Annotated in this window: 23 protein-coding genes and 1 pseudogene; 16 read left to right on the plus strand and 8 right to left on the minus strand. The window is 59.6% G+C overall.

Features of this window, described 5'->3' with window-relative positions; translation table 11 throughout:
• Positions 1–4: 4 nt before the first annotated feature.
• Genes Q0864_RS09500 through Q0864_RS09510 form a run of 3 tightly spaced genes read right to left on the minus strand, consistent with a single transcriptional unit; the run spans position 5 to position 2,244 of the window.
• Positions 5–946, minus strand: coding sequence for a phosphatidate cytidylyltransferase (locus Q0864_RS09500; RefSeq protein ID WP_298568521.1), 942 nt, complete (start codon positions 944–946; stop codon positions 5–7).
• Complete coding sequence (locus Q0864_RS09505) at positions 943–1,581, minus strand: lysophospholipid acyltransferase family protein (RefSeq protein ID WP_298568523.1); 639 nt, start codon at positions 1,579–1,581, stop codon at positions 943–945. Before Q0864_RS09505 ends, Q0864_RS09500 begins: the two co-directional genes overlap by 4 nt.
• A gap of 15 nt (positions 1,582–1,596) precedes the next feature.
• Entirely contained in the window at positions 1,597–2,244 is a 648-nt protein-coding gene (locus Q0864_RS09510; protein ID WP_298568524.1) for a carbonic anhydrase, read from the minus strand.
• A gap of 141 nt (positions 2,245–2,385) precedes the next feature.
• Here Q0864_RS09510 and Q0864_RS09515 point away from each other — a divergent pair, with 141 nt between their 5' ends.
• The 3 genes from Q0864_RS09515 (at position 2,386) to Q0864_RS09525 (ending at position 5,056) form a co-directional block, all read left to right on the plus strand.
• A complete protein-coding gene (locus Q0864_RS09515; protein WP_298568526.1) occupies positions 2,386–2,766 on the plus strand; it encodes a hypothetical protein in 381 nt (126 codons plus the stop codon).
• 86 nt (positions 2,767–2,852) lie between these two features.
• Positions 2,853–4,235 carry a leucyl aminopeptidase family protein gene (locus Q0864_RS09520; protein WP_298568528.1) on the plus strand — a complete coding sequence of 461 codons (1,383 nt, stop codon included), beginning with the start codon at positions 2,853–2,855 and terminating at the stop codon, positions 4,233–4,235.
• A complete protein-coding gene (locus Q0864_RS09525; RefSeq protein ID WP_298568530.1) occupies positions 4,235–5,056 on the plus strand; it encodes an NlpC/P60 family protein in 822 nt (273 codons plus the stop codon). The genes Q0864_RS09520 and Q0864_RS09525 overlap by 1 nt, the downstream gene beginning before the upstream one ends.
• Positions 5,057–5,072: 16 nt before the next feature.
• On the opposite strand, the gene Q0864_RS09530 is transcribed toward Q0864_RS09525, so the two are convergent.
• Complete coding sequence (locus Q0864_RS09530) at positions 5,073–5,420, minus strand: DUF2794 domain-containing protein (protein WP_298568533.1); 348 nt, start codon at positions 5,418–5,420, stop codon at positions 5,073–5,075.
• Between the two features lie 367 nt (positions 5,421–5,787).
• Here Q0864_RS09530 and paaI point away from each other — a divergent pair, with 367 nt between their 5' ends.
• The 4 genes from paaI to Q0864_RS09550 all read left to right on the plus strand — a co-directional run bounded on the left by paaI (position 5,788) and on the right by Q0864_RS09550 (position 8,695).
• The gene (gene paaI, locus Q0864_RS09535; RefSeq protein WP_298568536.1) at positions 5,788–6,219 is read left to right on the plus strand and encodes a hydroxyphenylacetyl-CoA thioesterase PaaI; all 432 of its coding nucleotides are present in this window, start codon (positions 5,788–5,790) and stop codon (positions 6,217–6,219) included.
• Positions 6,220–6,255: 36 nt separating this feature from the next.
• On the plus strand, positions 6,256–7,563 hold the full coding sequence (paaK, locus tag Q0864_RS09540; RefSeq protein ID WP_298568538.1) for a phenylacetate--CoA ligase PaaK: 1,308 nt from the start codon (positions 6,256–6,258) through the stop codon (positions 7,561–7,563).
• 3 nt (positions 7,564–7,566) lie between these two features.
• A complete protein-coding gene (locus tag Q0864_RS09545; RefSeq protein ID WP_298568540.1) occupies positions 7,567–8,145 on the plus strand; it encodes a TetR/AcrR family transcriptional regulator in 579 nt (192 codons plus the stop codon).
• 106 nt (positions 8,146–8,251) lie between these two features.
• On the plus strand, positions 8,252–8,695 hold the full coding sequence (locus Q0864_RS09550) for a cytochrome c (protein ID WP_298568543.1): 444 nt from the start codon (positions 8,252–8,254) through the stop codon (positions 8,693–8,695).
• A 79-nt stretch (positions 8,696–8,774) separates the two neighbouring features.
• Here Q0864_RS09550 and Q0864_RS09555 read toward each other — a convergent pair whose 3' ends face one another.
• Positions 8,775–9,056: an I78 family peptidase inhibitor gene (locus Q0864_RS09555; protein WP_298568546.1), complete on the minus strand. Its 282-nt coding sequence runs from the start codon at positions 9,054–9,056 to the stop codon at positions 8,775–8,777.
• Positions 9,057–9,168: 112 nt separating this feature from the next.
• Here Q0864_RS09555 and Q0864_RS09560 point away from each other — a divergent pair, with 112 nt between their 5' ends.
• The 9 genes from Q0864_RS09560 to Q0864_RS09600 all read left to right on the plus strand — a co-directional run bounded on the left by Q0864_RS09560 (position 9,169) and on the right by Q0864_RS09600 (position 17,500).
• Entirely contained in the window at positions 9,169–10,281 is a 1,113-nt protein-coding gene (locus Q0864_RS09560) for an S-(hydroxymethyl)glutathione dehydrogenase/class III alcohol dehydrogenase (protein ID WP_298568549.1), read from the plus strand.
• Between the two features lie 131 nt (positions 10,282–10,412).
• Entirely contained in the window at positions 10,413–11,390 is a 978-nt protein-coding gene (mbfA, locus tag Q0864_RS09565; RefSeq protein ID WP_298568552.1) for an iron exporter MbfA, read from the plus strand.
• 131 nt (positions 11,391–11,521) lie between these two features.
• On the plus strand, positions 11,522–12,448 hold the full coding sequence (locus Q0864_RS09570; protein ID WP_298568555.1) for an AEC family transporter: 927 nt from the start codon (positions 11,522–11,524) through the stop codon (positions 12,446–12,448).
• Positions 12,445–13,557 (plus strand): NnrS family protein, encoded by a 1,113-nt coding sequence (locus Q0864_RS09575; RefSeq protein ID WP_298568558.1) that lies wholly within the window; start codon positions 12,445–12,447, stop codon positions 13,555–13,557. The genes Q0864_RS09570 and Q0864_RS09575 overlap by 4 nt, the downstream gene beginning before the upstream one ends.
• 36 nt (positions 13,558–13,593) lie before the next feature.
• Positions 13,594–14,427 (plus strand): S-formylglutathione hydrolase, encoded by an 834-nt coding sequence (gene fghA, locus Q0864_RS09580; protein ID WP_298568560.1) that lies wholly within the window; start codon positions 13,594–13,596, stop codon positions 14,425–14,427.
• A gap of 6 nt (positions 14,428–14,433) precedes the next feature.
• Entirely contained in the window at positions 14,434–14,886 is a 453-nt protein-coding gene (locus Q0864_RS09585; RefSeq protein ID WP_298568563.1) for a YaiI/YqxD family protein, read from the plus strand.
• A gap of 134 nt (positions 14,887–15,020) precedes the next feature.
• On the plus strand, positions 15,021–15,311 hold the full coding sequence (locus Q0864_RS09590) for a hypothetical protein (protein WP_298568566.1): 291 nt from the start codon (positions 15,021–15,023) through the stop codon (positions 15,309–15,311).
• 146 nt (positions 15,312–15,457) lie between these two features.
• Positions 15,458–16,312, plus strand: a complete 855-nt coding sequence (gene sseA / locus Q0864_RS09595; RefSeq protein WP_298568569.1) for a 3-mercaptopyruvate sulfurtransferase — start codon at positions 15,458–15,460, stop codon at positions 16,310–16,312.
• A 3-nt stretch (positions 16,313–16,315) separates the two neighbouring features.
• Complete coding sequence (locus tag Q0864_RS09600; protein WP_298568572.1) at positions 16,316–17,500, plus strand: amino acid aminotransferase; 1,185 nt, start codon at positions 16,316–16,318, stop codon at positions 17,498–17,500.
• 197 nt (positions 17,501–17,697) lie between these two features.
• On the opposite strand, the pseudogene Q0864_RS09605 reads toward Q0864_RS09600, so the two are convergent.
• The 3 genes and pseudogenes from Q0864_RS09605 to Q0864_RS09615 form a co-directional block, all read right to left on the minus strand.
• Positions 17,698–17,985: pseudogene (locus Q0864_RS09605) on the minus strand (4a-hydroxytetrahydrobiopterin dehydratase); the annotation flags it as partial.
• 210 nt (positions 17,986–18,195) lie between these two features.
• Positions 18,196–19,512 (minus strand): ammonium transporter, encoded by a 1,317-nt coding sequence (amt, locus tag Q0864_RS09610; protein ID WP_298568574.1) that lies wholly within the window; start codon positions 19,510–19,512, stop codon positions 18,196–18,198.
• Positions 19,513–19,531: 19 nt separating this feature from the next.
• Positions 19,532–19,870 carry a P-II family nitrogen regulator gene (locus Q0864_RS09615; RefSeq protein ID WP_298568576.1) on the minus strand — a complete coding sequence of 113 codons (339 nt, stop codon included), beginning with the start codon at positions 19,868–19,870 and terminating at the stop codon, positions 19,532–19,534.
• Positions 19,871–19,946 lie beyond the last annotated feature (76 nt).

The following is a 19,946-nucleotide window of genomic DNA, read 5'->3' on the forward strand; positions in this document are numbered from 1 at the left end:
CCGATTAGGCGACCGACCAGAAATAGCGGGTCAGATGAAAGAAGACCGGGGCAGAGAAGACCACGCTATCCAGCCGATCAATGAACCCACCATGCCCTGCGATCAGGTGGCCCCAGTCCTTCACACCCTTGTCGCGTTTGATGGCGGACATCACAAGCCCGCCAAAGAACCCCATCAGCGTAATGACCAAGGCCAGACCAGCGGCCTCGAGCGGGGTGAAGGGGGTCATCCACCAAAGCCCCGCCCCGACGGCCGAAGCGCTGGCGACCCCGCCCACAAACCCCTCCCACGTTTTAGAGGGTGACAGGTGCGGCGCGATCTTGTGGCGACCGATGAGCTTGCCCCAGACATATTGCAGCACATCCGATAGCTGCACCACGACCACAAGGAAGGCGACCAGAAGCACGTTCTTGCCTTCATATCCGGGGATATTCAGCGACAGAAGTGCGGGCACGTGGCTGGCCGCGAACACGCAGATCATCAGACCCCACTGGGTTTCGGCGACGCGGGTCAGGTATCCGTCGGTATCGCCTTGGACGGCGATGACGATGGGTAGAAGAAGAAAGGCATAGACCGGGATGAAGACCGAGAACATGCCATACCAATCCACCCAGATCAGCACGTATTGCACCGGCAGGATCACGAAGAAACTGACCACCAGCGCCCAGTGATCTGCACGCCGTTTGGCGGTCAACGTCAGAAACTCGCGCAGCCCCGCAAAGCTGAGCAGCGCGAACAGGATCACGACGCCCGCCTGCCCGCCCAGCATCGCCAGCGCCAGCAGCACAACCATCCCCCACCATGCGTTGATCCGGGCGACAAGGTTTTCGACCACGTTATTTTCGGCGCCAAGGCGGGCTTTCAGGATCTGTCCGATCACGGTGGCGACCACCAAAATGGCAAAAACGCCGGTCAGCAGCTTGGTGAATTCGGCATGGACGATCATCGCGCGGCCTCCTGCGCAAGCTCGGCCAGTGCCACTTGGGCACGCGCCAGAAAGGCGGCCTTGTCTTCGCCTGCAACAACCTCAAGAGGGGCGCCGAAGGTCACGGAACACAAAAGAGGCACCGGGATCACCTTTCCCTTCGGCATCACCGAGTTCAGGTTTTCGATCCATGTCGGGACAAGCTCGACCTTGGATCGGGCCTGCGCCAGATGGAAAAGGCCGGGCTTGAAGGGCAACAATGGTTCATCGGTCATGTTGCGCGTGCCTTCGGGAAACAAGATCAGGCTGGCGCCATCATCAAGGGCGGACACCATCTGTGTGACCGGGTCATTGGTGCGTGTGTCACGGTTTCGGTCGATCAACACGGCGTTGAAGACCTCGCGCCCAATGAAGGTTTTCAACTTGTTCGTCAGCCAGTAATCCGACCCGGCGACGGGCCGGGTCCGGGCGCGAAGGGCTGGGGGCAGAACCGTCCAGATCAGAACGAAGTCACCATTCGAGGTGTGGTTCGCAAAATAGATGCGTTGATGTGGCACAGGATCCACGCCGTGCCACACCCCGCGCACTGCCGTAACAAGCCGGGCGAACAAGGCAATTGCCGTTCCGACGCGTTGCGAAAGGAAAGCGCGAAACAACCGCCGACCCTTTGCTTAGACGGGCAGGAAGGAATCGGTTTTGGCGTCGTAATACTCCAGTCCACCTTCACCAATATCGTTCCACAACCCGTGCAGGGACAGCTTTTCAGCCTCAACCGCGTCGCGCACGAAGGGGAAGGTCATCAGGTTGTCCATTGACACCTTGACGGCCTCTTTTTCCAGCATCGCGCCGTCAATCTCGGCATCATTGCCGCCAAGACGTTCATAACCGGGGCGCAGAATGTCCATCCAGCGGCCAATGAACGAAGTTTTCTCGGCCAGTTCAGGCGCGCGGCCGTGGCACATATCGTGAAACCCTTTCACACCGCCGCAGGTCGAATGACCCAGCACGATCAGATGGGCCACTTTCAGCGCCTTCACAGCATATTCAACTGCCGCCGATGTTCCGTGATAGTCCCCGTCCGGCGCATATGGCGGCACGAGGTTCGCGATATTGCGGTGCAAAAAGAACTCGCCCTGATCCGCGCCGAAAATGGCGGTCACATGAATGCGCGAATCACAGCACGAAATCACCATGGCGCGCGGATGCTGTCCTTCTTCTGCCAAGCGGCGATACCAAGCTTTGTTTTCTGCATATCCTGTGGCTTTCCAGCCCTGATAGCGTTGAGCAAGATAAGTTGGCAGCGGTTGCGCACGTTCCATAAGATCCTCCTGTAGGCGTTCCATCGTATGTAGGCTGCAATCCCGTGAAATTCGAGAAAATTTTGCTGCATCGATATACGATTTCTTGAGACCGTTACGTCACAATCCTCAATCAGAGGGTTTGAATTCAGGGGTAAGCAGGTGTCTGACATCGTAAAAATGAAACATGTGGAAGCTGTGCGATTGGATCGCGGGCAATTGGAAACGCTTTTTGTGCAAATGGGACCAGCACGCGCCGACAAGGAAATCAATCAATCGCTCGAAGATTTGGCGGTTGCGCTTGCGGGTGTGCAAAAGGCAAACGCGCGCGGTCAAACAGATTTGCTGTGCGAAGGGGTCCGTCACCTGATTGCGATCGCCAACAAGATCGGCATGACCAGTCTTGGGCGTGTGGCGCGCGATGTGCTTGATCTGGCACAGGGAAACGACGTTGCCGGCTTCAGCGCGACACTTGCGCGGCTGGGACGGATTGGCGAACGCAGCTTGATCGCCGTCTGGGACCTTCAGGACATGTCACTTTAGGGACAATGGAGCGCCCGGTCTTCTGGACCTTGCGGCGGCGTATATTGGCGTTAGTCTGGGGTCAGCTCAATTGACCCGAGGCAAAAATGACCCTGACTTTCGCACCCGACACGCCCGACGCGATCCCGCTTATCGTGATCAATGAAAGCGACGACGCTGCTTTGGCCTCTTTGCCGAATCGGGCCCGCAAATGGGCTGCGGCAAACGGCTTTTCGGGTGCGTTGGGCACCGCTTTGGTGCTGCACGATGACAGCGGCAGTCCCGAACTGGCGCTGATCGGAAACGGGGACGAAAAATCGCGCGCGCGCACCCGGTTCGGACTGGCCGGCGCAAGGGCGAAGCTGCCCGGCGGCACCTATCGGCTGCAGCATTCACTTGACGCCCTGGCCCTTGAAGAAGCGGCCTTGGGCTGGCTGCTTGAAGGCTATCGTTTCGACCGCTACGCCGCCCAGAAGCCACCCAAAGCCATGCTGGTCGCCCCCGACGGGGTGGATGCCAGCCGGGTTGAGGCCATCGCCTCTGCCGAGGCATTGACCCGTGACTTGATCAACACTCCAACCGAAGACTTGGGCCCGGACGAACTTGAGGCGGCAATCGGCACACTGGCTCAGCGCTTCGGTGCAACGGTCACGGTCACCAAGGACGCGGCTTTGTTGGATAAGAACCTGCCGATGATCCACGCCGTCGGGCGCGCCGCCAGCCGCGCGCCACGGTTGATTGATATGCGCTGGGGCGACACGGGTCCGACCCTGACCTTGGTTGGCAAGGGGGTCTGCTTTGATACCGGCGGGCTGAACCTGAAGCCCGGTGCCTCGATGGGGTTGATGAAGAAAGACATGGGCGGGGCCGCGACCGTTCTGGGGCTTGCACAGATGATCATGTCGCTTGGCCTTAAGCTGCAGCTGCGCGTGCTAATCCCGGCGGTTGAAAATGCGGTGGCCGGCAATGCCTTCCGCCCCGGCGATATTCTGACCTCTCGCAAGGGACTGACCGTAGAGGTGAACAACACCGACGCCGAAGGCCGGTTGGTCTTGGCCGATGCGCTGGCCTTGGCGGACGAGGAAACGCCGGATCTGCTGATCTCTATGGCGACCCTAACGGGGGCTGCACGCGTGGCCGTCGGCCCAGATCTGTCGCCTTTCTATGCCACCCGTGACGCAGATGCAGATGCAATCCGAGGGGGCGCGCGAAATGCAGCAGACCCGGTGTGGGAGCTGCCATTCTGGGACCCGTATGACGCGTTGATCGAACCTGGTATCGCGGATCTGGACAACGCCCCGAAGGGCGGGTTTGCAGGCTCAATCACGGCTGCATTGTTCCTGCGACGGTTTGTGACCGACACGCCGCGATATGTGCATTTCGACATCTATGGCTGGAACCCGACCGCGGCGCCAGCCCGGCCAAAAGGTGGTGTTGGCATGGGTGCGCGCGCGCTTCTGGCGGCCCTTCCAGATTTGTTGGACCTGTGATGGATGCCCGCCTGACCCCCGCCAACGCCCGGATCGCCCACGAAAGCCTGCGGGGCAAGGTGGACGCCCCGGCCTTCACCGAAGGGCGCTGGCGACGTGTCGGAACCAGCGTCGCTGACATTTTACGCAGCCCTTTTGGCGCGCGCAATCGGCAAGCGCTTTTCGGCGAACGTGTGCTGGAGCTGGATGCTTCGGACGGTCATGCGTTCATCCAGGCAGAGCGCGACGGCTATGTCGGCTATGTCGCGCTGTCCAGCTTGACCGACGATTTCGCGGCCACGCATCGGGTCAACAGCTTGGGAACGCATTTATACCCTGAGCCGGATTTCAAATGCCGTGAGGCCGACACGCTGTCGCTTGGGGCGCATGTGACCGTTGTCGGAACCTCAGGACGGTTCGCCAGAACGGATAGCGACGCGTTCATCCCGATGGTTCACCTAACCCCAATCGGTGAGGTCTGCGACGACATCGTCGCCATTGCCGAACTGTTCTTGGGCACACCCTATCTGTGGGGCGGCAATTCACGGGCGGGGATCGACTGTTCGGGTCTTGTCCAGACGGCATTGCTGGCGGGCGGGCATTCGTGCCCCGCAGACAGCGACATGCAAGTCGCGCTGGGGCATAGCATTCCCGAAAGTTCACCGCTTGAGCGCGGAGATCTTTTGTTCTGGAAAGGTCATGTCGCGATGGTTGTGGACAAGGCCCGCATGATACACGCCAACGTGCACCATATGGCTGTCGCCTATGAAAATATTGAAGATGCGATCACCCGCATTGCCGCGCAGGGCGACGGGCCGGTGACTGCACGAAAACGCCTCTAGCGGTTGCAGGCTGGGGTCAGTCCACCGCCCGGATAAGCTTGCGTTCCAAAACCCTGAGCACGGCGCGCAGATCAGCCCCACGTTTCAATATGCGACCATCCATCCCGATCACCGCATATTGTCCCTGCCGGTTGCGCAGCTTGGGGCGCTTTTCGATCCGATAAAGCGGGTGTTCCGCCGTGCGCCTGAATACGGAAAAGACGGCCACCTCGTTTAGGAAGCTCATGCCATAGTCGCGCCATTCACCGGCCGCGACCATACGCCCGTAAAGCCCCATAATCGCGCCAAGCTCGGTGCGGTTGAAAACGACCTGATCGACTGGCTTGCCAGGACCCGAACGCGGCGTCATGTGCTGCATGTTCATCCTTTCAGAGTGCCGTTCTATGATTAACAAATCAATCCCTGCCCAACTTTGGCCGCAAATATTGACACTTGTTTTCACATCCATTCCCTTTTGACGCCGCGTTAGGCAGCGATAGGTGATGATGTAGCGAGCGAAAGCTCACCCGGTGCCGCACATAACAGCCCCCACCCAGTTAGCGGCACCGGGGCTACCATTTGGGCCTAACTCACTGAAAAGCAAACCAAGCACAGAACGCTGTGCCATCGCCTTTGCACGCCTGATGGACGCGGGCCGCGTGTTTGGCTTGATGTCACGCGAGACCGATCCACAACACTATTGACCGAACGGTCAGCTTTATGCATCCTCTTTGCATAGCTCAGGGGGGAACATGACGCCACAAGACCGTGCAGAACGCGCCGCCCGCGTGATGTGGGACGATGACCCGGCCTCGCAGGGATTGGGGATGTCGCTGGACCAGATCGCACCGGGCCGTGCCGAGATGTCGATGACCGTGCGCGACGAGATGTCGAACGGGCATGGTATCTGCCACGGCGGATTCATCTTTACCCTCGCAGACAGCGCCTTCGCCTTTGCCTGCAACAGCTACAACACCCGCGTCGTGGCCCAGCACAATTCGATCACCTATCTGGCCCCGGCAAAGCTGGGCGAAACACTGGTGGCACAAGCGACCGAGGTCAGTCGCGCCGGGCGATCCGGGATCTATGATGTCGTGGTCACCGGCACGGACAGGCGTGTCATCGCGCAGTTTCGCGGCCATTCACGCCAAATTTCCGGCACCCATTTTGAAGACGACAGCTGAAACGCGACGGGCATGCGCCCCCGACGGAGGACCAACATGAAAGACCTGACCCCTCGCAAGCAAGACCTTGACCCGATTGAAATCGCGTCACGCGACGAAATCGCCGCACTTCAGCTGAAGCGCATGAAATGGTCGCTGAAACATGCCTATGACAACGTGCCGTTCTATCGCAAAAGCTTTGACGACGCGGGCGTGCACCCGGATGATCTGAAATCGCTTTCGGATCTGGCGAAATTTCCGTTCACGGTGAAGCAAGACCTGCGCGACAACTATCCGTTCGGCCTGTTTGCCGTCCCACGTGGTGAGATTGCGCGCGTTCACGCAAGCTCGGGCACGACCGGGCAACCCACCGTGGTCGGCTATACCAAGAACGATCTGGCGATGTGGTCCACGGTTGTGGCGCGCTGCATGCGGGCCTCGGGTCTGCGGCCCGGTGACGTGCTGCACAACGCCTATGGCTATGGCCTGTTCACCGGTGGTCTGGGCGTGCATGGCGGGGCCGAGGCGTTGGGACTGACCGTGGTGCCGGTGTCCGGCGGCATGACGCAACGCCAGGTGCGTCTGATCGAAGACTTCCGCGCCGATGGTATCACCGTGACGCCGTCCTACGCGTTGTCCATTCTGGACGAATACGCCAAGCAAGGTCTGGACCCACGCAAAAGCCCGCTGAAGGTCGGCATTTTCGGCGCCGAGCCATGGACCAACAACATGCGCCGCGAGATCGAGGACGCCTTCGACATGCATGCGGTCGACATCTATGGCCTGTCCGAAGTGATCGGGCCGGGCGTCGCCAACGAATGCGTTGAAACCAAGGATGGGCTGCACATCTGGGAAGACCACTTCTATCCCGAGATCATCAACCCCGACACCGGCGAGGTGGTCGAAGATGGCGAATTGGGCGAGCTGGTCTTCACCTCGCTGACCAAGGAAGGCTTCCCGATCATCCGATACCGCACCCGTGACCTGACCCGCCTTTTGCCGGGAACGGCGCGCTCCATGCGGCGGATGGAGAAGATCACCGGGCGGTCCGATGACATGATCATTCTGCGCGGCGTCAATGTCTTCCCGACCCAGATCGAAGAACAGTTGATGGATGTGCCGGCCCTTAGCCCCCATTTCCAGATCGAGCTGGTCCGCCCGGGTCGCATGGACGAAATGCATGTTTACGTGGAAATGGCAGACGGCCTGTCGCAAGACGGCGCTGAAGCAGCCGCACGCACCTTGTCGGCCAAAATCAAATCCAACGTCGGTGTCAGCGCCAAGGTGCATGTCACCGAAGGTGGCAAGGTTGCGCGCAGCGAAGGGAAAGCGGTAAGGGTCGTCGACAACCGCCCGAAGGAGTAGCGCATGCCACGAGGGATCGCGCGCGACCACGAAGAAAAGCGTTCGGCCATCCGCAAAGGGGCGGCTGCCTATTTCGCGGAACACGGCTTTGACCGCGCCTCGATGACGGCGGCGGCAAGGCATTGCGGTGTATCGAAAGCGCTGATCTATCACTATTATGACAGCAAGGAAGCGCTGCTGTTCGATATCCTCGACACCCACCTGTCAACCTTGGTCAATCAGGTAGAAGCTGCGCCCGAAACTGATGGGCTTAGGGGGCTCGTGCGGGCAATCCTGCAAGCCTACAAGGGCGCCGATGCAGAACATAAGCTTCAACTTGACAGCCTTGGGGTTCTGGAAGCCGAACAACAGGCGCCATTGATTGCGCTACAGCGTCGGCTGATCGAAATGATGGGGGCGGCACTGCAGAAAGAGGCTCCAGGTGCCTTCAGTGGCAACCGCAATCTGCGCGCTGTCACCATGTCGGTTTTTGGAATTTTGAACTGGTATTACATGTGGAATCATCCCGGCAAAGGGCTAAGCCGCGAGGAATACGCGGATCTGGTTTCCGATATGATACTGGGCGGCATCCACGCCCTGTAGGGCACAGCGACCTGCAAAACCTGCCGATCACAATCCTGTCATTTTGATTTTCCACGCCACCGCGTAAGATCGCTGGAATACAGCCCTCGACGCGAAAGGATTACGGATGAAATTGTTGAGAACGACATTGATTGCCCTGATAGCCAGCGCCCCGCTTGCCGGGCCACTTCTGGCGCACGAAGACGCGACAAACCCCGTCGTAATCGAACGAATGGAAACGATGAAAGCCATTGGTGGGGGCATGAAGACGCTGGCCGGCATGGCCAAGAACGAGATTCCGTTTGACGCGGACAAGGCCAACGCCGCGTTGGCGATCATGGCTGAAAAAGGCGTGCTGATCCCCGCGAAATTCGAAGCAAATGAACCCGATCCCGCGACCGAGGCATTGCCCGCCATCTGGGAAAACTTCGACGACTTTGTCAAGAAATCCGAAGACATGGTGGTCGCAGCCAAAAGCGCACCGACCATCACCGACACGGCATCTCTGGGCGCCGCGCTAGGTCAAGTTGGCGGCACCTGCAAGGCCTGTCACCGCGACTATCGCAAGTAAGCCAGCGACGGCTGAGCCTAATCAGGCGGGGCGCCTTGCGGCATTCCCGCCTTTTTTGTGCGGCATTGGGATCGGGCGCTCAGGTGCACCAAACGCGGTCGATGATTCCATTTTCGTCGATCGAGATGTTCAGCCGGTCCGGGCGATAATCCATGGTCAGCGCCATGCCGGGTCGCACCACACGCGTGACGCGCGGCAGATCAACCTCGCGCAACGTGGCGGCGTCCTGACCGATCAAACCACGCAGTCGGTCAGCCCCGCAACGCGGTGTCAGATCAACGGGTCGTGGTTCATCGCGGGCACCGGGCTGGCACGCTGCCAGCAGGGCGATGATGGGCAGGGTCAAATATCTGTGTCTCATCCCACCATTTGCGCTGCAATGTCGTGATGTGGCAAGAGCCTGTCGGCTGAGCTGTTGAAACTGCGCCCTCTTTCCAGCAATCTACCCCTTAGATTGAACAGGAGTATACACAATGCGCACCCGTGCCGCCGTTGCCGTCGAAGCCGGTAAACCCCTTGAGATCATGGAGGTGAACCTTGAAGGCCCGAAAGCGGGCGAGGTTCTGGTCGAAGTCAAGGCCACCGGCCTCTGTCATACCGATCTGTTTACCCTGTCAGGTGCTGACCCCGAAGGGCTTTTCCCCGCAATCCTTGGTCACGAAGGGGCCGGCGTCGTGATCGAGGTCGGGCCGGGTGTTACCTCGCTTGAGGTTGGCGATCACGTGATCCCGCTTTACACGCCGGAATGCCGCGAATGCGAATACTGCCTTAACCCGAAGACGAACCTGTGCCAGTCGATCCGCACAACCCAGGGCCAGGGCCTGATGCCCGATGGCACCAGCCGGTTCTCGATGCTGGATGGCACGCCGATCCTGCACTACATGGGCTGTTCGACCTTCGCCAATCACACCGTCCTGCCCGAGATTGCACTGGCGAAAGTGCGCAAGGACGCGCCCTTCGACAAGATTTGCTATATCGGTTGCGGTGTGACGACGGGCATTGGGGCTGTAATCAACACCGCCAAAGTCGAAATCGGTTCAACCGCCATTGTCTTTGGTTTGGGCGGCATCGGTCTGAACGTGTTGCAGGGCCTGCGCCTTGCAGGTGCGGATCAGATCGTCGGTGTGGACCTGAACGACAACAAAGTCGACATGGCGACCCGGTTCGGCATGACCCATTTCGTGAACCCCTCAAAGGTCGACGGTGATCTGGTCGCGCATTTGGTCGACCTGACGGGCGGCGGTGCAGACTATACGTTCGACGCCACCGGCAATGTGGGCGTCATGCGCACGGCGTTGGAAAGCGCGCACAAGGGATGGGGCGAAAGCGTCATCATCGGCGTCGCGCCCGCCGGGGCTGAAATTTCCACCCGCCCCTTTCAACTGGTCACCGGTCGCGTCTGGCGCGGCACGGCGTTTGGCGGTGCGCGCGGTCGCACGGACGTGCCGCAGATCGTCGATTGGTACATGGACGGCAAGATTGAGATCGACCCGATGATCACCCATACGATGGGACTGGACGACATCAACAAAGGGTTTGATCTGATGCATGCGGGCGAAAGCATCCGCGGTGTCGTTCTGTATTGATCCGGTCCGAAAATGAGCCGCAAGGGAGGGGTTTTCCCGACCCTTGCGCGACCTTTCCAGCGGCAAAATGCAGGGTTGCATAAAGCTGCATTTTCCCTAAATTAGAACCGTTCTAATTTAGGAGCTTTTGCATGCTGTCCGGCACTCTAAATCGTCGTCGTTTCTCGGATCTGTCCGAACAGGAAATCCTTGCGCTGGCCATTTCCAACGAAGAAGACGACGCGCGGATTTATCGCCAGTATGCGGAAAGCCTGCGCGCTGATTTTCCCGCTTCGGCAAAAGTCTTCGACGGCATGGCCGAGGAAGAGGACGAACATCGCCGCCTTCTGATCGACGCGCACACGTCGCGCTTTGGGGATGTTATCCCGCTGATCCGGCGCGAACATGTTGCCGGCTTCTATGCCCGCCGCCCGGTCTGGCTGGTTGAAAACCTTGGTCTTGAAACCATCCGCGGCGAAGCCCGCGAGATGGAGCGCCAAGCCGAACAGTTTTATCGCAAAGCAGCAGATCGCACCAGCGACGCTAGCACGCGCAAGCTGCTAGGGGATCTGGCCGCCGCCGAGGCCGATCACGGCAACGTGGCTGGCCAACTTGAAGCCGAGCACCTTGCTGGCGATGCCCGATCGGAAGAGGACGCCGACGCGCACCGCCAGTTTGTGCTGACTTGGGTTCAGCCGGGACTGGCCGGATTGATGGATGGCTCTGTCTCAACCCTTGCGCCGATCTTTGCCACCGCGTTTGCGACTCACGACACGCACACGACCTTCCTTGTTGGCCTTGCCGCAAGCGTCGGGGCGGGCATATCGATGGGCTTCACCGAAGCGGCGTCAGATGACGGAGAGCTTTCTGGCCGTGGCAGCCCGGTGAAACGTGGGTTTGCGTCCGGGATCATGACAACGCTTGGCGGATTAGGGCACGCATTGCCGTATCTGATCACAGATTTCTGGACCGCAACCACCATCGCGCTTCTTGTTGTTTTCGTCGAACTTTGGGCAATTGTGTGGATCCAGAACCGGTTTATGCAAACGCCCTTCTGGCGGGCCACACTGCAAGTCGTTGTGGGCGGTGCATTGGTCTTTGCAGCTGGGGTGATTATCGGGGGCGGATAGCCGCAAAACCGCCCAGCGCATGCCGCCTCTCGGCCCGCCCTAGCGGCCATTCCAACACCATTCGATCTTCAAGACCCGGCCCGACGCAGGCACATCTCGCCAAGCGCCATCCCCCATGCTAGGGCTGCAACATGATCGACGTTTTGCTGCAAACTCTGCCCTTCTTCGCGCTCATCGGACTGGGCTTCGGCGCCGCCGCTCGCGGGTTTTTCCCGCCCGAGGCAACCGCCTATCTGACACGTTTTGTGTTCTACTTCGCCCTGTCAGCGATGCTGTTTCGCTTTGCGGCCAACCTGAGCTTGTCCGAGGTCATCTCTTGGCCCTTTATCTGGGCCTATGCGCTTGGTGGCGGGGCGGTTTATCTGCTGGCCACGACCGTCGCGCTATTGCGCAAGCGCGGGCTTGAAGAAGCGGCCGTCGAAGCCCAATGCGCGGTCATCGGCAACACCGGATTTCTGGGCGTGCCGATGCTCGCGCTGTTGATGGGCGAAGCTGCCGTTGGCCCTGTCATGCTGGTGCTTGCCGTTGATTTGTTCCTGTTTGGCAGTCTGATCGTCATCCTGATCACCGGATCACGTGACGGGCGGGTCAGCCCGGCCGTGTTGGGCACAGTTGCCAAGGGTTTGATCACCAACCCGATGATCGTCTCGATGGCGCTTGGCTTTGCATGGTCAGCGTCAGGTTGGGCCTTGCCCGAACCGGTCAACCGATTTCTGGACATCTTGTCCGGCGCCTCGACCCCCGGTGCTCTGTTCGCCATCGGCGCATCCCTCGCCGCCAAATCAGCCGAGCGGGTCAGCGTTGCGGCATGGTTGTCCTTCGCCAAGTTGATCCTGCACCCTTTGGCCGTGGGTGTATTGGCCTTTTTCGTATTTGACGTAGAGCCCTTTGCCGCCACCGTGATGGTCGCTGCTGCGGGTCTGCCGGTGGCGGGCAATGTCTATATCTTGGCGCAGCACTATGGCGTGGCCCCTCAGCGCGTCTCGGCATCAATCCTGATATCGACTTTGGCTTCAATTCTAACCGTCTCCGCCATTCTTGCCTGGATTATCCCATGACGCTACTGACCGGCGCATATCGCCTGTTCTTCCCATTCACCGCGCTGTTCGCCGGCACCGCCATTCCGATCTGGCTGATCTATCATGCCGGACTGGTAGAGCGGATGAACGACCCGTTGCTCTGGCACCAGCACGAGATGCTGTGGGGCTATCTTCCCGCAGCTCTGGCCGGGTTCTTGTTCACGGCAATCCCCAATTGGGCTGGTCGCCCTGCCTTGGGGCCGAAATCAGTGGCGGGTTTGTTTGCCCTGTGGCTGACCGCCCGTATCGCGATGTTTGCCGCGCCCGAAGGCGCTCTGTCTCATACTGTCGCCTTGGCGTTTCTTCCCATCGTGGCCCTTCTGGCCCTGCGCGAGCTGATCGCCGCGCGAAACCGTCGCAACTATATCGTCGCTTTGGTCGTGCTTGGTATGGGGCTGGCGCAGGCTATTTTTCTGATGGCAGATGCCGAGCTTGGCCTGACCATGGGGTTCGCGTTGGCCTTTATGCTGATGGTTCACATTGGGGGCCGCGTGACCCCTGCGTTCAGTCGCAACTGGCTGAAAAAGCGTGGTGAAGACAACCTGCCCGCAGCCTTCGGCCCCGTTGATCAAGCCGCCATCGGGCTAAGTGCTGCTGCGGCGGCAAGCTGGATCACTCTTGGTGCCCAGACCGCGACGGGCACACTTGCCGCGCTGGCCACCATCGCCCTTGCGCTGCGCCTGTCGCGGTGGCGCGGCTTTGCGGTGACGTCTGAGCCGCTCTTGTTTGCGCAGCACGCAGGCTATGCGTGGCTGCCGCTGTCGATGGCGCTTTTGGCAATGGCGTCGCTGACGGATGTGGCAAATATCGGTCAGGTTCATCACGCACTTGGTGTGGGGGCGATCGGAACGATTACCGTCATCGTCATGCTGCGCGCGCTTCTGGGACATTCTGGCCGCCCGATCGAGGGCAATCGCTTTGACCGTGTCTTCCTGAACTTTCTACATATCGGTGCGGTGCTGCGCGTCACTGCGGACTGGACCGGCGATCCTGCACATTTCTATTACCTGGGCGGTGTGTTCTGGTCAGTGGGGATGATCTGCTTCTTTATCCGCGCATTCCCCATTGCCTTGTCGCCCCGTGTCTAGTTAGCTCATCCAGACATGTCAGAAAGGACCAGCCAGATGGAAACACTCTCTGAAAACGCCTGCTTTGGAGGCACTCAAGGGGTCTATCGCCATGCGTCAGCGGCAACCGGCACAGACATGACCTTCGGGCTGTTTCAACCGGTCGAGGCACAAGATGGCCCTGTGCCGGTTGTGTGGTATCTGTCTGGCCTGACCTGCACTCATGAAAACGCCATGACCAAAGCGGGGGCGCAGGGGTGGGCGGCGGAACAGGGTATCGCCCTGATCTTTCCCGACACCAGCCCGCGCGGCGATCATGTGCCTGATGACGAAGACTATGACCTTGGACAAGGCGCAGGCTTTTACGTGAACGCCACCCAAGACCCGTGGGCTGCACAGTTCCAGATGTGGGATTATGTGACCGAAGACCTGCCCGCGCTTGTCTTTGACAAGTTCGCGCTGGACCCCGAGCGTCAGGGCATCACCGGGCATTCGATGGGTGGTCACGGCGCACTGACCATTGCAATGACCCTGCCCGAACGGTTTCGGTCCGTGTCGGCCTTTTCCCCGATCTGCAACCCGATCGCCTCCGATTGGGGCCGCAAGCAATTCGAGGCTTATCTGGGCGATGAAGACGACGCCGATTGGAGCGCCTACGACGCCAGCCTGTTGATGGCGCAGCGCGGCTTTGACGGTCCGATGCTGATCGACACCGGCACCAAAGACCAGTTTGTCGACCTTCTTCGACCCGAAGCCCTGGCCCACGCCATCGCCCGCCACCGCCAACAGGCAAACTTCAGACTGCAACCGGGCTATGACCACAGCTATTTCTTTGTGTCGAGCTTCATGGAAGACCATATCGCCTTCCACGCTGAAGCGCTCTGGGCCTAAGCGGCGATGGTGGTCTATGTCGATGCCGATGCCTGCCCGGTCAAATCCGAGGCCGAGGCCGTCGCCACGCGCCACAAAACCAAGCTCTTGCTGGTCTCGAACGGGGGGCTGCGCCCTTCGCAAAACCCACTTGTCGAAATGATCTATGTTCCCGACGGACCGGATGTCGCTGACATGTGGATCGCCGATCGTGCCGGGCCGGCCGATGTCGTGGTGACCGGAGACATCCCCTTGGCCGCCAAATGCGTCGAAGCCGGCGCCCAAGTCCTGCGTCACAATGGTGAGCGTTTCACCCAAGCCAATGTTCGCGAACAGTTGGCGATGCGCGATCTGATGACGGACCTGCGGGCAGCCGACCCGTTTCGGCAAGGCGGGGGGCGCGCGTTTTCCAAGGCCGACAGAGCGCGTTTTCGTGAAGCTCTGGATGATGCGTTGAGGCGGGCGCCCACCGCTGAGTGACGGCAAGATAAGGGGGACACCCCCGCAACTTTCCCCTTAATCGGGCTTGGTCCCGCGTGCTCTGATGCCTGTGCTGGGAAAAGGGCTGTTCGGGCAACGAAATGAACAAAGCCCGTTGGAAAAGGGAACAGAACATGGAAGCACTGCTTATCAATCTTGTGTCGGGGGCTGTTGGCGGCAACGTGGCCGGCGGGTTGTTGAAAAACTTGAACCAAGGCACGTTGATCAACTCGATTTCGGGGATCGTGGGCGGCGGCCTTGGCGGCACGATCCTGTCGATGCTGGGCGCAGGTGGCGTGGCGGACGCGGCCGGTGCAGGCGGGCTTGATATCGGCGCAATCCTTGGTCAGGTCGCCTCGGGCGGCGTGGGCGGCGGCGTGGTTCTGGCGATTGTCGGCGTCATCCGCAACATGATGGCCAAGTAAAAAACCACCAAACGGATGTAATCGCGGAAACCGGGGGGCAGTGCCCCCCGTTTTTCATGCCGGGTTTGACATGTTTGCGCGCGCAGTCTTGCGAAACCTTGCCTTGCGCACTAGGCAGATATGGCAAACTGACCGGAGGGAAAGTCATGCCGCATAGCGACCCGAAAACGCTGGTTTCGACCGACTGGCTTGCCAAGCATCTGAAAGACCCAGACCTGCGCATCCTGGATGCCAGTTGGTATATGCCCGACATGGGTCGGGACGCGCGCGCCGAATACGATGCGGCGCATATCCCGAGTGCACGATATTTCGATATCGACGAGATCGCCGACCTGCGGTCTGACCTGCCGCACATGATGCCCCCGGTGGAAAAATTCATGTCACGGGTGCGGGCCATGGGCGTTGGGGATGGTCACCAGATTGTGGTTTATGATGGCATGGGTCTGTTTTCCTCTGCCCGTGTTTGGTGGATGTTCCGCCTGATGGGGCACAAGGACATTGCGGTTCTGGACGGTGGCTTCCCGAAATGGCAGGCCGAAGGGCACCCGGTCGAAGACATGCCACCCGTTGTCCGTGACCGCCACATGACCGTGGTGCGGCAGGCTCATATGGTGAAAGACGTGACACAGGTCGCCGCGGCCTCGAAACTGGGCGATTACGAGATCCTTGATGCGCGGTCGTCAGATCGCTTTCGAGGCATCGCACCCGAGCCGCGCGAAGGTTTGCGGTCGGGTCACATCCCGAACTCGAAGAACGTGCCTTTCGGTGATATTCTGAACCCAGACGGCACGATGAAAAGCCCCGAAGCCACCCGCGCAGCGTTCGAAGCGGCAGCCGTCAACTTGGAAAAACCCGCAATCCTTAGCTGCGGATCAGGGGTCACCGCCGCGATCCTTGCTCTGGCGTTGGAGCGCATTGGCCATGACCGCCATGCGATTTATGACGGCAGCTGGTCCGAATGGGGTATGTATAACGACCTACAGGTCGAAACAGGAGAATAGACAATGTTCGCCAAGCTGAAAGCTCAGCCAAAAGACAAGATCATGGCGCTGATGCAGCAATACCGCGAAGACCCGCGCGACGGTAAGATCGACCTTGGCGTCGGTGTTTACAAGAACGCGCAAGGCGTGACCCCGGTGATGCGTGCCGTTAAGGCGGCCGAGAAGGTGTTGTGGGATCTCGAAAGCACAAAATCCTATACCGGACTGGCCGGAGATCCCGCTTTCGGGCGCGCTTTGTCAAATCTGGTGCTGGGCGATTGCGTCGATGCTGACCGCCTGTCGATGGCCGCACAGCCCGGCGGCACTGGCGCGATCCACCAAGCGGTCGAGTTGATCAAGATGGCGTCGCCCGATGCCACGATCTGGCTGTCGGCGCCCACATGGCCGAACCACCCGTCGATCATCAAGCATCTGGGCATGAAGATGGCCGAGTATCGCTATTTCGACAATGAAAGCCGCGCGGTTGATTTTGACGGGATGATGGAAGACCTGAAAGCCATCAAGGCAGGTGACGCGGTGCTGCTGCACGGCTGCTGCCACAACCCAACCGGTGCGAACCTGACCTTGCCCCAGTGGAAAGAGGTCGCCGCATTGATCGTTGATAAGGGCGCAACCCCTTTAATCGACATCGCCTATCAGGGATTTGGTGACGGGCTGGAGGAAGACGCCGCCGGTGTCCGCCTGATCGCGCAGACAGTGCCCGAGGCTATGATCGCGGCCAGCTGCTCGAAAAACTTCGGCATCTACCGCGAGCGGACCGGGCTGCTGGTCGGCATCTCGGACAACGCCGAGCAGGCTGGCATCACGCAGCAAAACCTGACCCACCTGAACCGCCAGAATTTCAGCTTCCCGCCCGATCACGGTGCACGCCTTGTCACCATGATCCTTGAGGATGAGGGGCTGAAAGCCGAGTGGATGACTGAACTAGAGGACGTTCGCAAAGGCATGTTGTCCCTGCGTGAGGCGTTGGCAGGAGAGCTACGCGCGCGCACAGGCTCGGACCGCTTCGGCTTCATCGCCGATCACCGCGGCATGTTCTCGCGCCTTGGCGCCACGCCCGAACAGGTCGAGGCCCTGCGTGTTGATCATGGCATCTATATGGTGGGCGACTCGCGGATGAACATTGCTGGGTTGAATGAAGAGACCGTGCCCCTGCTGGCAGAGGCGATTGTAAAGGTTGGGGTTTAGGCCCCAGCCGTTTCTCAGCGGTTCAGCCTTTCGCTATTGACCGCGCCGCCGTCCAGCATACCAAGCGCGAGCCCGGTTCAGCTTGTTGCGATCAGGCTTTGAACGCTTGGTTCTCAACCGCGTGCGTCCAGATTGCACAGACAGGCGATTGGCTCCGAACGGTCGGGTTGAAAGCTTGCACCGCTCGATGCCTCCGCGAGGGCGTCCATTTTCTTCGCCAGCTTAATATCCAGATTGCTTAGACCGTCGACATCATGTGTCGCCAAGGTGACATCGACAGTGCGATAGACATTAAGCCATTCCGGGTGATGGTTCCACTTTTCACACCAGATCGCTACGCGGGACATCCAGCCCCACGCCTCTACAAAATTAGGGAAGATATATACTTTCCGGATTGCATCACGGTCCGGGACCGCTCCCCATCCGGCTTCACCCAACGGGATTAGAAGTTCCTGGCGCTCTTCGGGTGTCAAAATATCTGCCATATCTGCGCACCTCCACTCCAAGGAGTATACCTTACCGAGCAGCCGCCGGAAATCCGTATCCGCCCTTGGCCTCAATCCAGTCGTTCAAGAAAGCGTTCGCAGTCAAAACAAAAAGAAAAGGGGACCTTCCAGCCCCCTTTTCCACCCTGTTGGCCTTGGCATTTGCGCGGCCAGCGTGGACCGGGGGTTTGTCCCCCGGCGTTTATTGTCTTACCCGTTGGTGAATTCCGGGTAGGCTTCCATGCCCATTTCGGCCATGTCCAGCCCGTTGACTTCCTCTTCTTCGCTGACCCGCAGGCCTATCGTGGCCTTGATGACCCCGAAGAAGATGAAGCTGACCACGAAGACGAAGATACCGATGGCAAGGAAGCCCATGATCTGGGTGCCGAAGCTGGCATCTGCGTTGGTCCAGGCCACGATGAACGTTCCCCAGAAACCCGCCACAAGGTGCACCGGGATCGCACCAACCACGTCGTCGATCTTCAATTTGTCCAGCAGCGGGACCACGAAGACCACAATCGCACCCCCGATGCCGCCAATGATCAGCGACTGGAACAGTGACGGGGCCAGCGGTTCGGCAGTGATAGACACCAGCCCTGCCAGCGCACCGTTCAAGGTCATCGTCAGGTCGACCTTTTTGAACAAAAGCTGTGTCATCACCATCGCCACGATGGCACCGGACGCGGCCGCCATGTTGGTGTTGGCAAAGATGCGCGCCACGTCCGAGACATCCGAGATCGTGCCCATCGCCAGTTGCGAGCCACCATTGAAGCCAAACCAACCCAGCCACAGGATGAACGTGCCAAGCGTTGCAAGTGTCAGGTTGGACCCCGGCATCGGAATTGTGCGGCCGTCTTTGTATTTGCCAAGACGCGGTCCAAGGATCAGGGCGCCAGCCAAAGCGGCAAAGCCACCCGCAGCGTGCACCAGAGTCGAGCCTGCAAAGTCCGAGAAACCAGCCTCCGACAACCAACCGCCGCCCCACTGCCAGCTTGCCTCAATCGGATAGATGAAGCCGGTCAGCACGACGACGAAGGCAAGGAAGGGCCACAGCTTGATGCGCTCTGCCAAGGTGCCGGACACGATCGAGGCCGTTGTCGCGCAAAACATCAACTGGAAGAAGAAGTCCGATGCGCCCGAGGCATACCCGACGTCCACGGCTTCCGCAGCAACACCAACCGGATCAAGCGAGGTCACGGCGAAGAACGGTCCCAGCCAGCCTTCGACCAACCAATCGCCGGGATACATAATCCCGTAGCCCGACAGCCAATACATGATCGCCGCGATGGAAAAGAGCGCGATGTTCTTGGTCAGCTGCATGGTCACGTTCTTGGAGCGGACCAAACCGGCCTCTAGCATGGCGAACCCGGCCGCCATCCAGAAGACCAGCACACCGCCCAAAAGGAACAGTACCGATGTCAGGATAAACTGCGTATGGGCTGCGGCCTCGCCGCTCACCTCTTGCGCGATAGCCAAACCGGGCATGGTTGCCAGCAGGGCCGTTGTAAGTGCAAATTTACGTGTCATTTTCATTCCTTTCGCGCGCTCAAAGGGCGTTCAAGCCGGTTTCGCCGGTGCGCACGCGCAAAGCGTCGCCAACATCCAAAGTGAAAATCTTGCCATCGCCGATCTTGCCGGTATGTGCTGACTTCGCGATCGTCTCGACCACGTCAGGGGCCAGATCGTCGCCCACGACGATTTCCAATTTCAGTTTTGGCAGGAAATTCACGGCGTATTCTGCGCCGCGATAAACTTCGGTATGACCCGACTGCGCGCCGAACCCTTTGATTTCAGTGACCATCATCCCCGTCACCCCGACCGAGGTCAGCGCTTCGCGCACCTCTTCCAGTTTGAACGGTTTGATCGTTGCTATGATCAGCTTCACAACCTTTTCCTTTCTGTCCCACATCCACGGCGCGCTTGATAAGGCGCGCCCTATGAGGTCATTCAGCGGGGCAAGA

The organism is uncultured Aliiroseovarius sp., from assembly GCF_947497285.1.
GTDB lineage: Bacteria > Pseudomonadota > Alphaproteobacteria > Rhodobacterales > Rhodobacteraceae > Aliiroseovarius.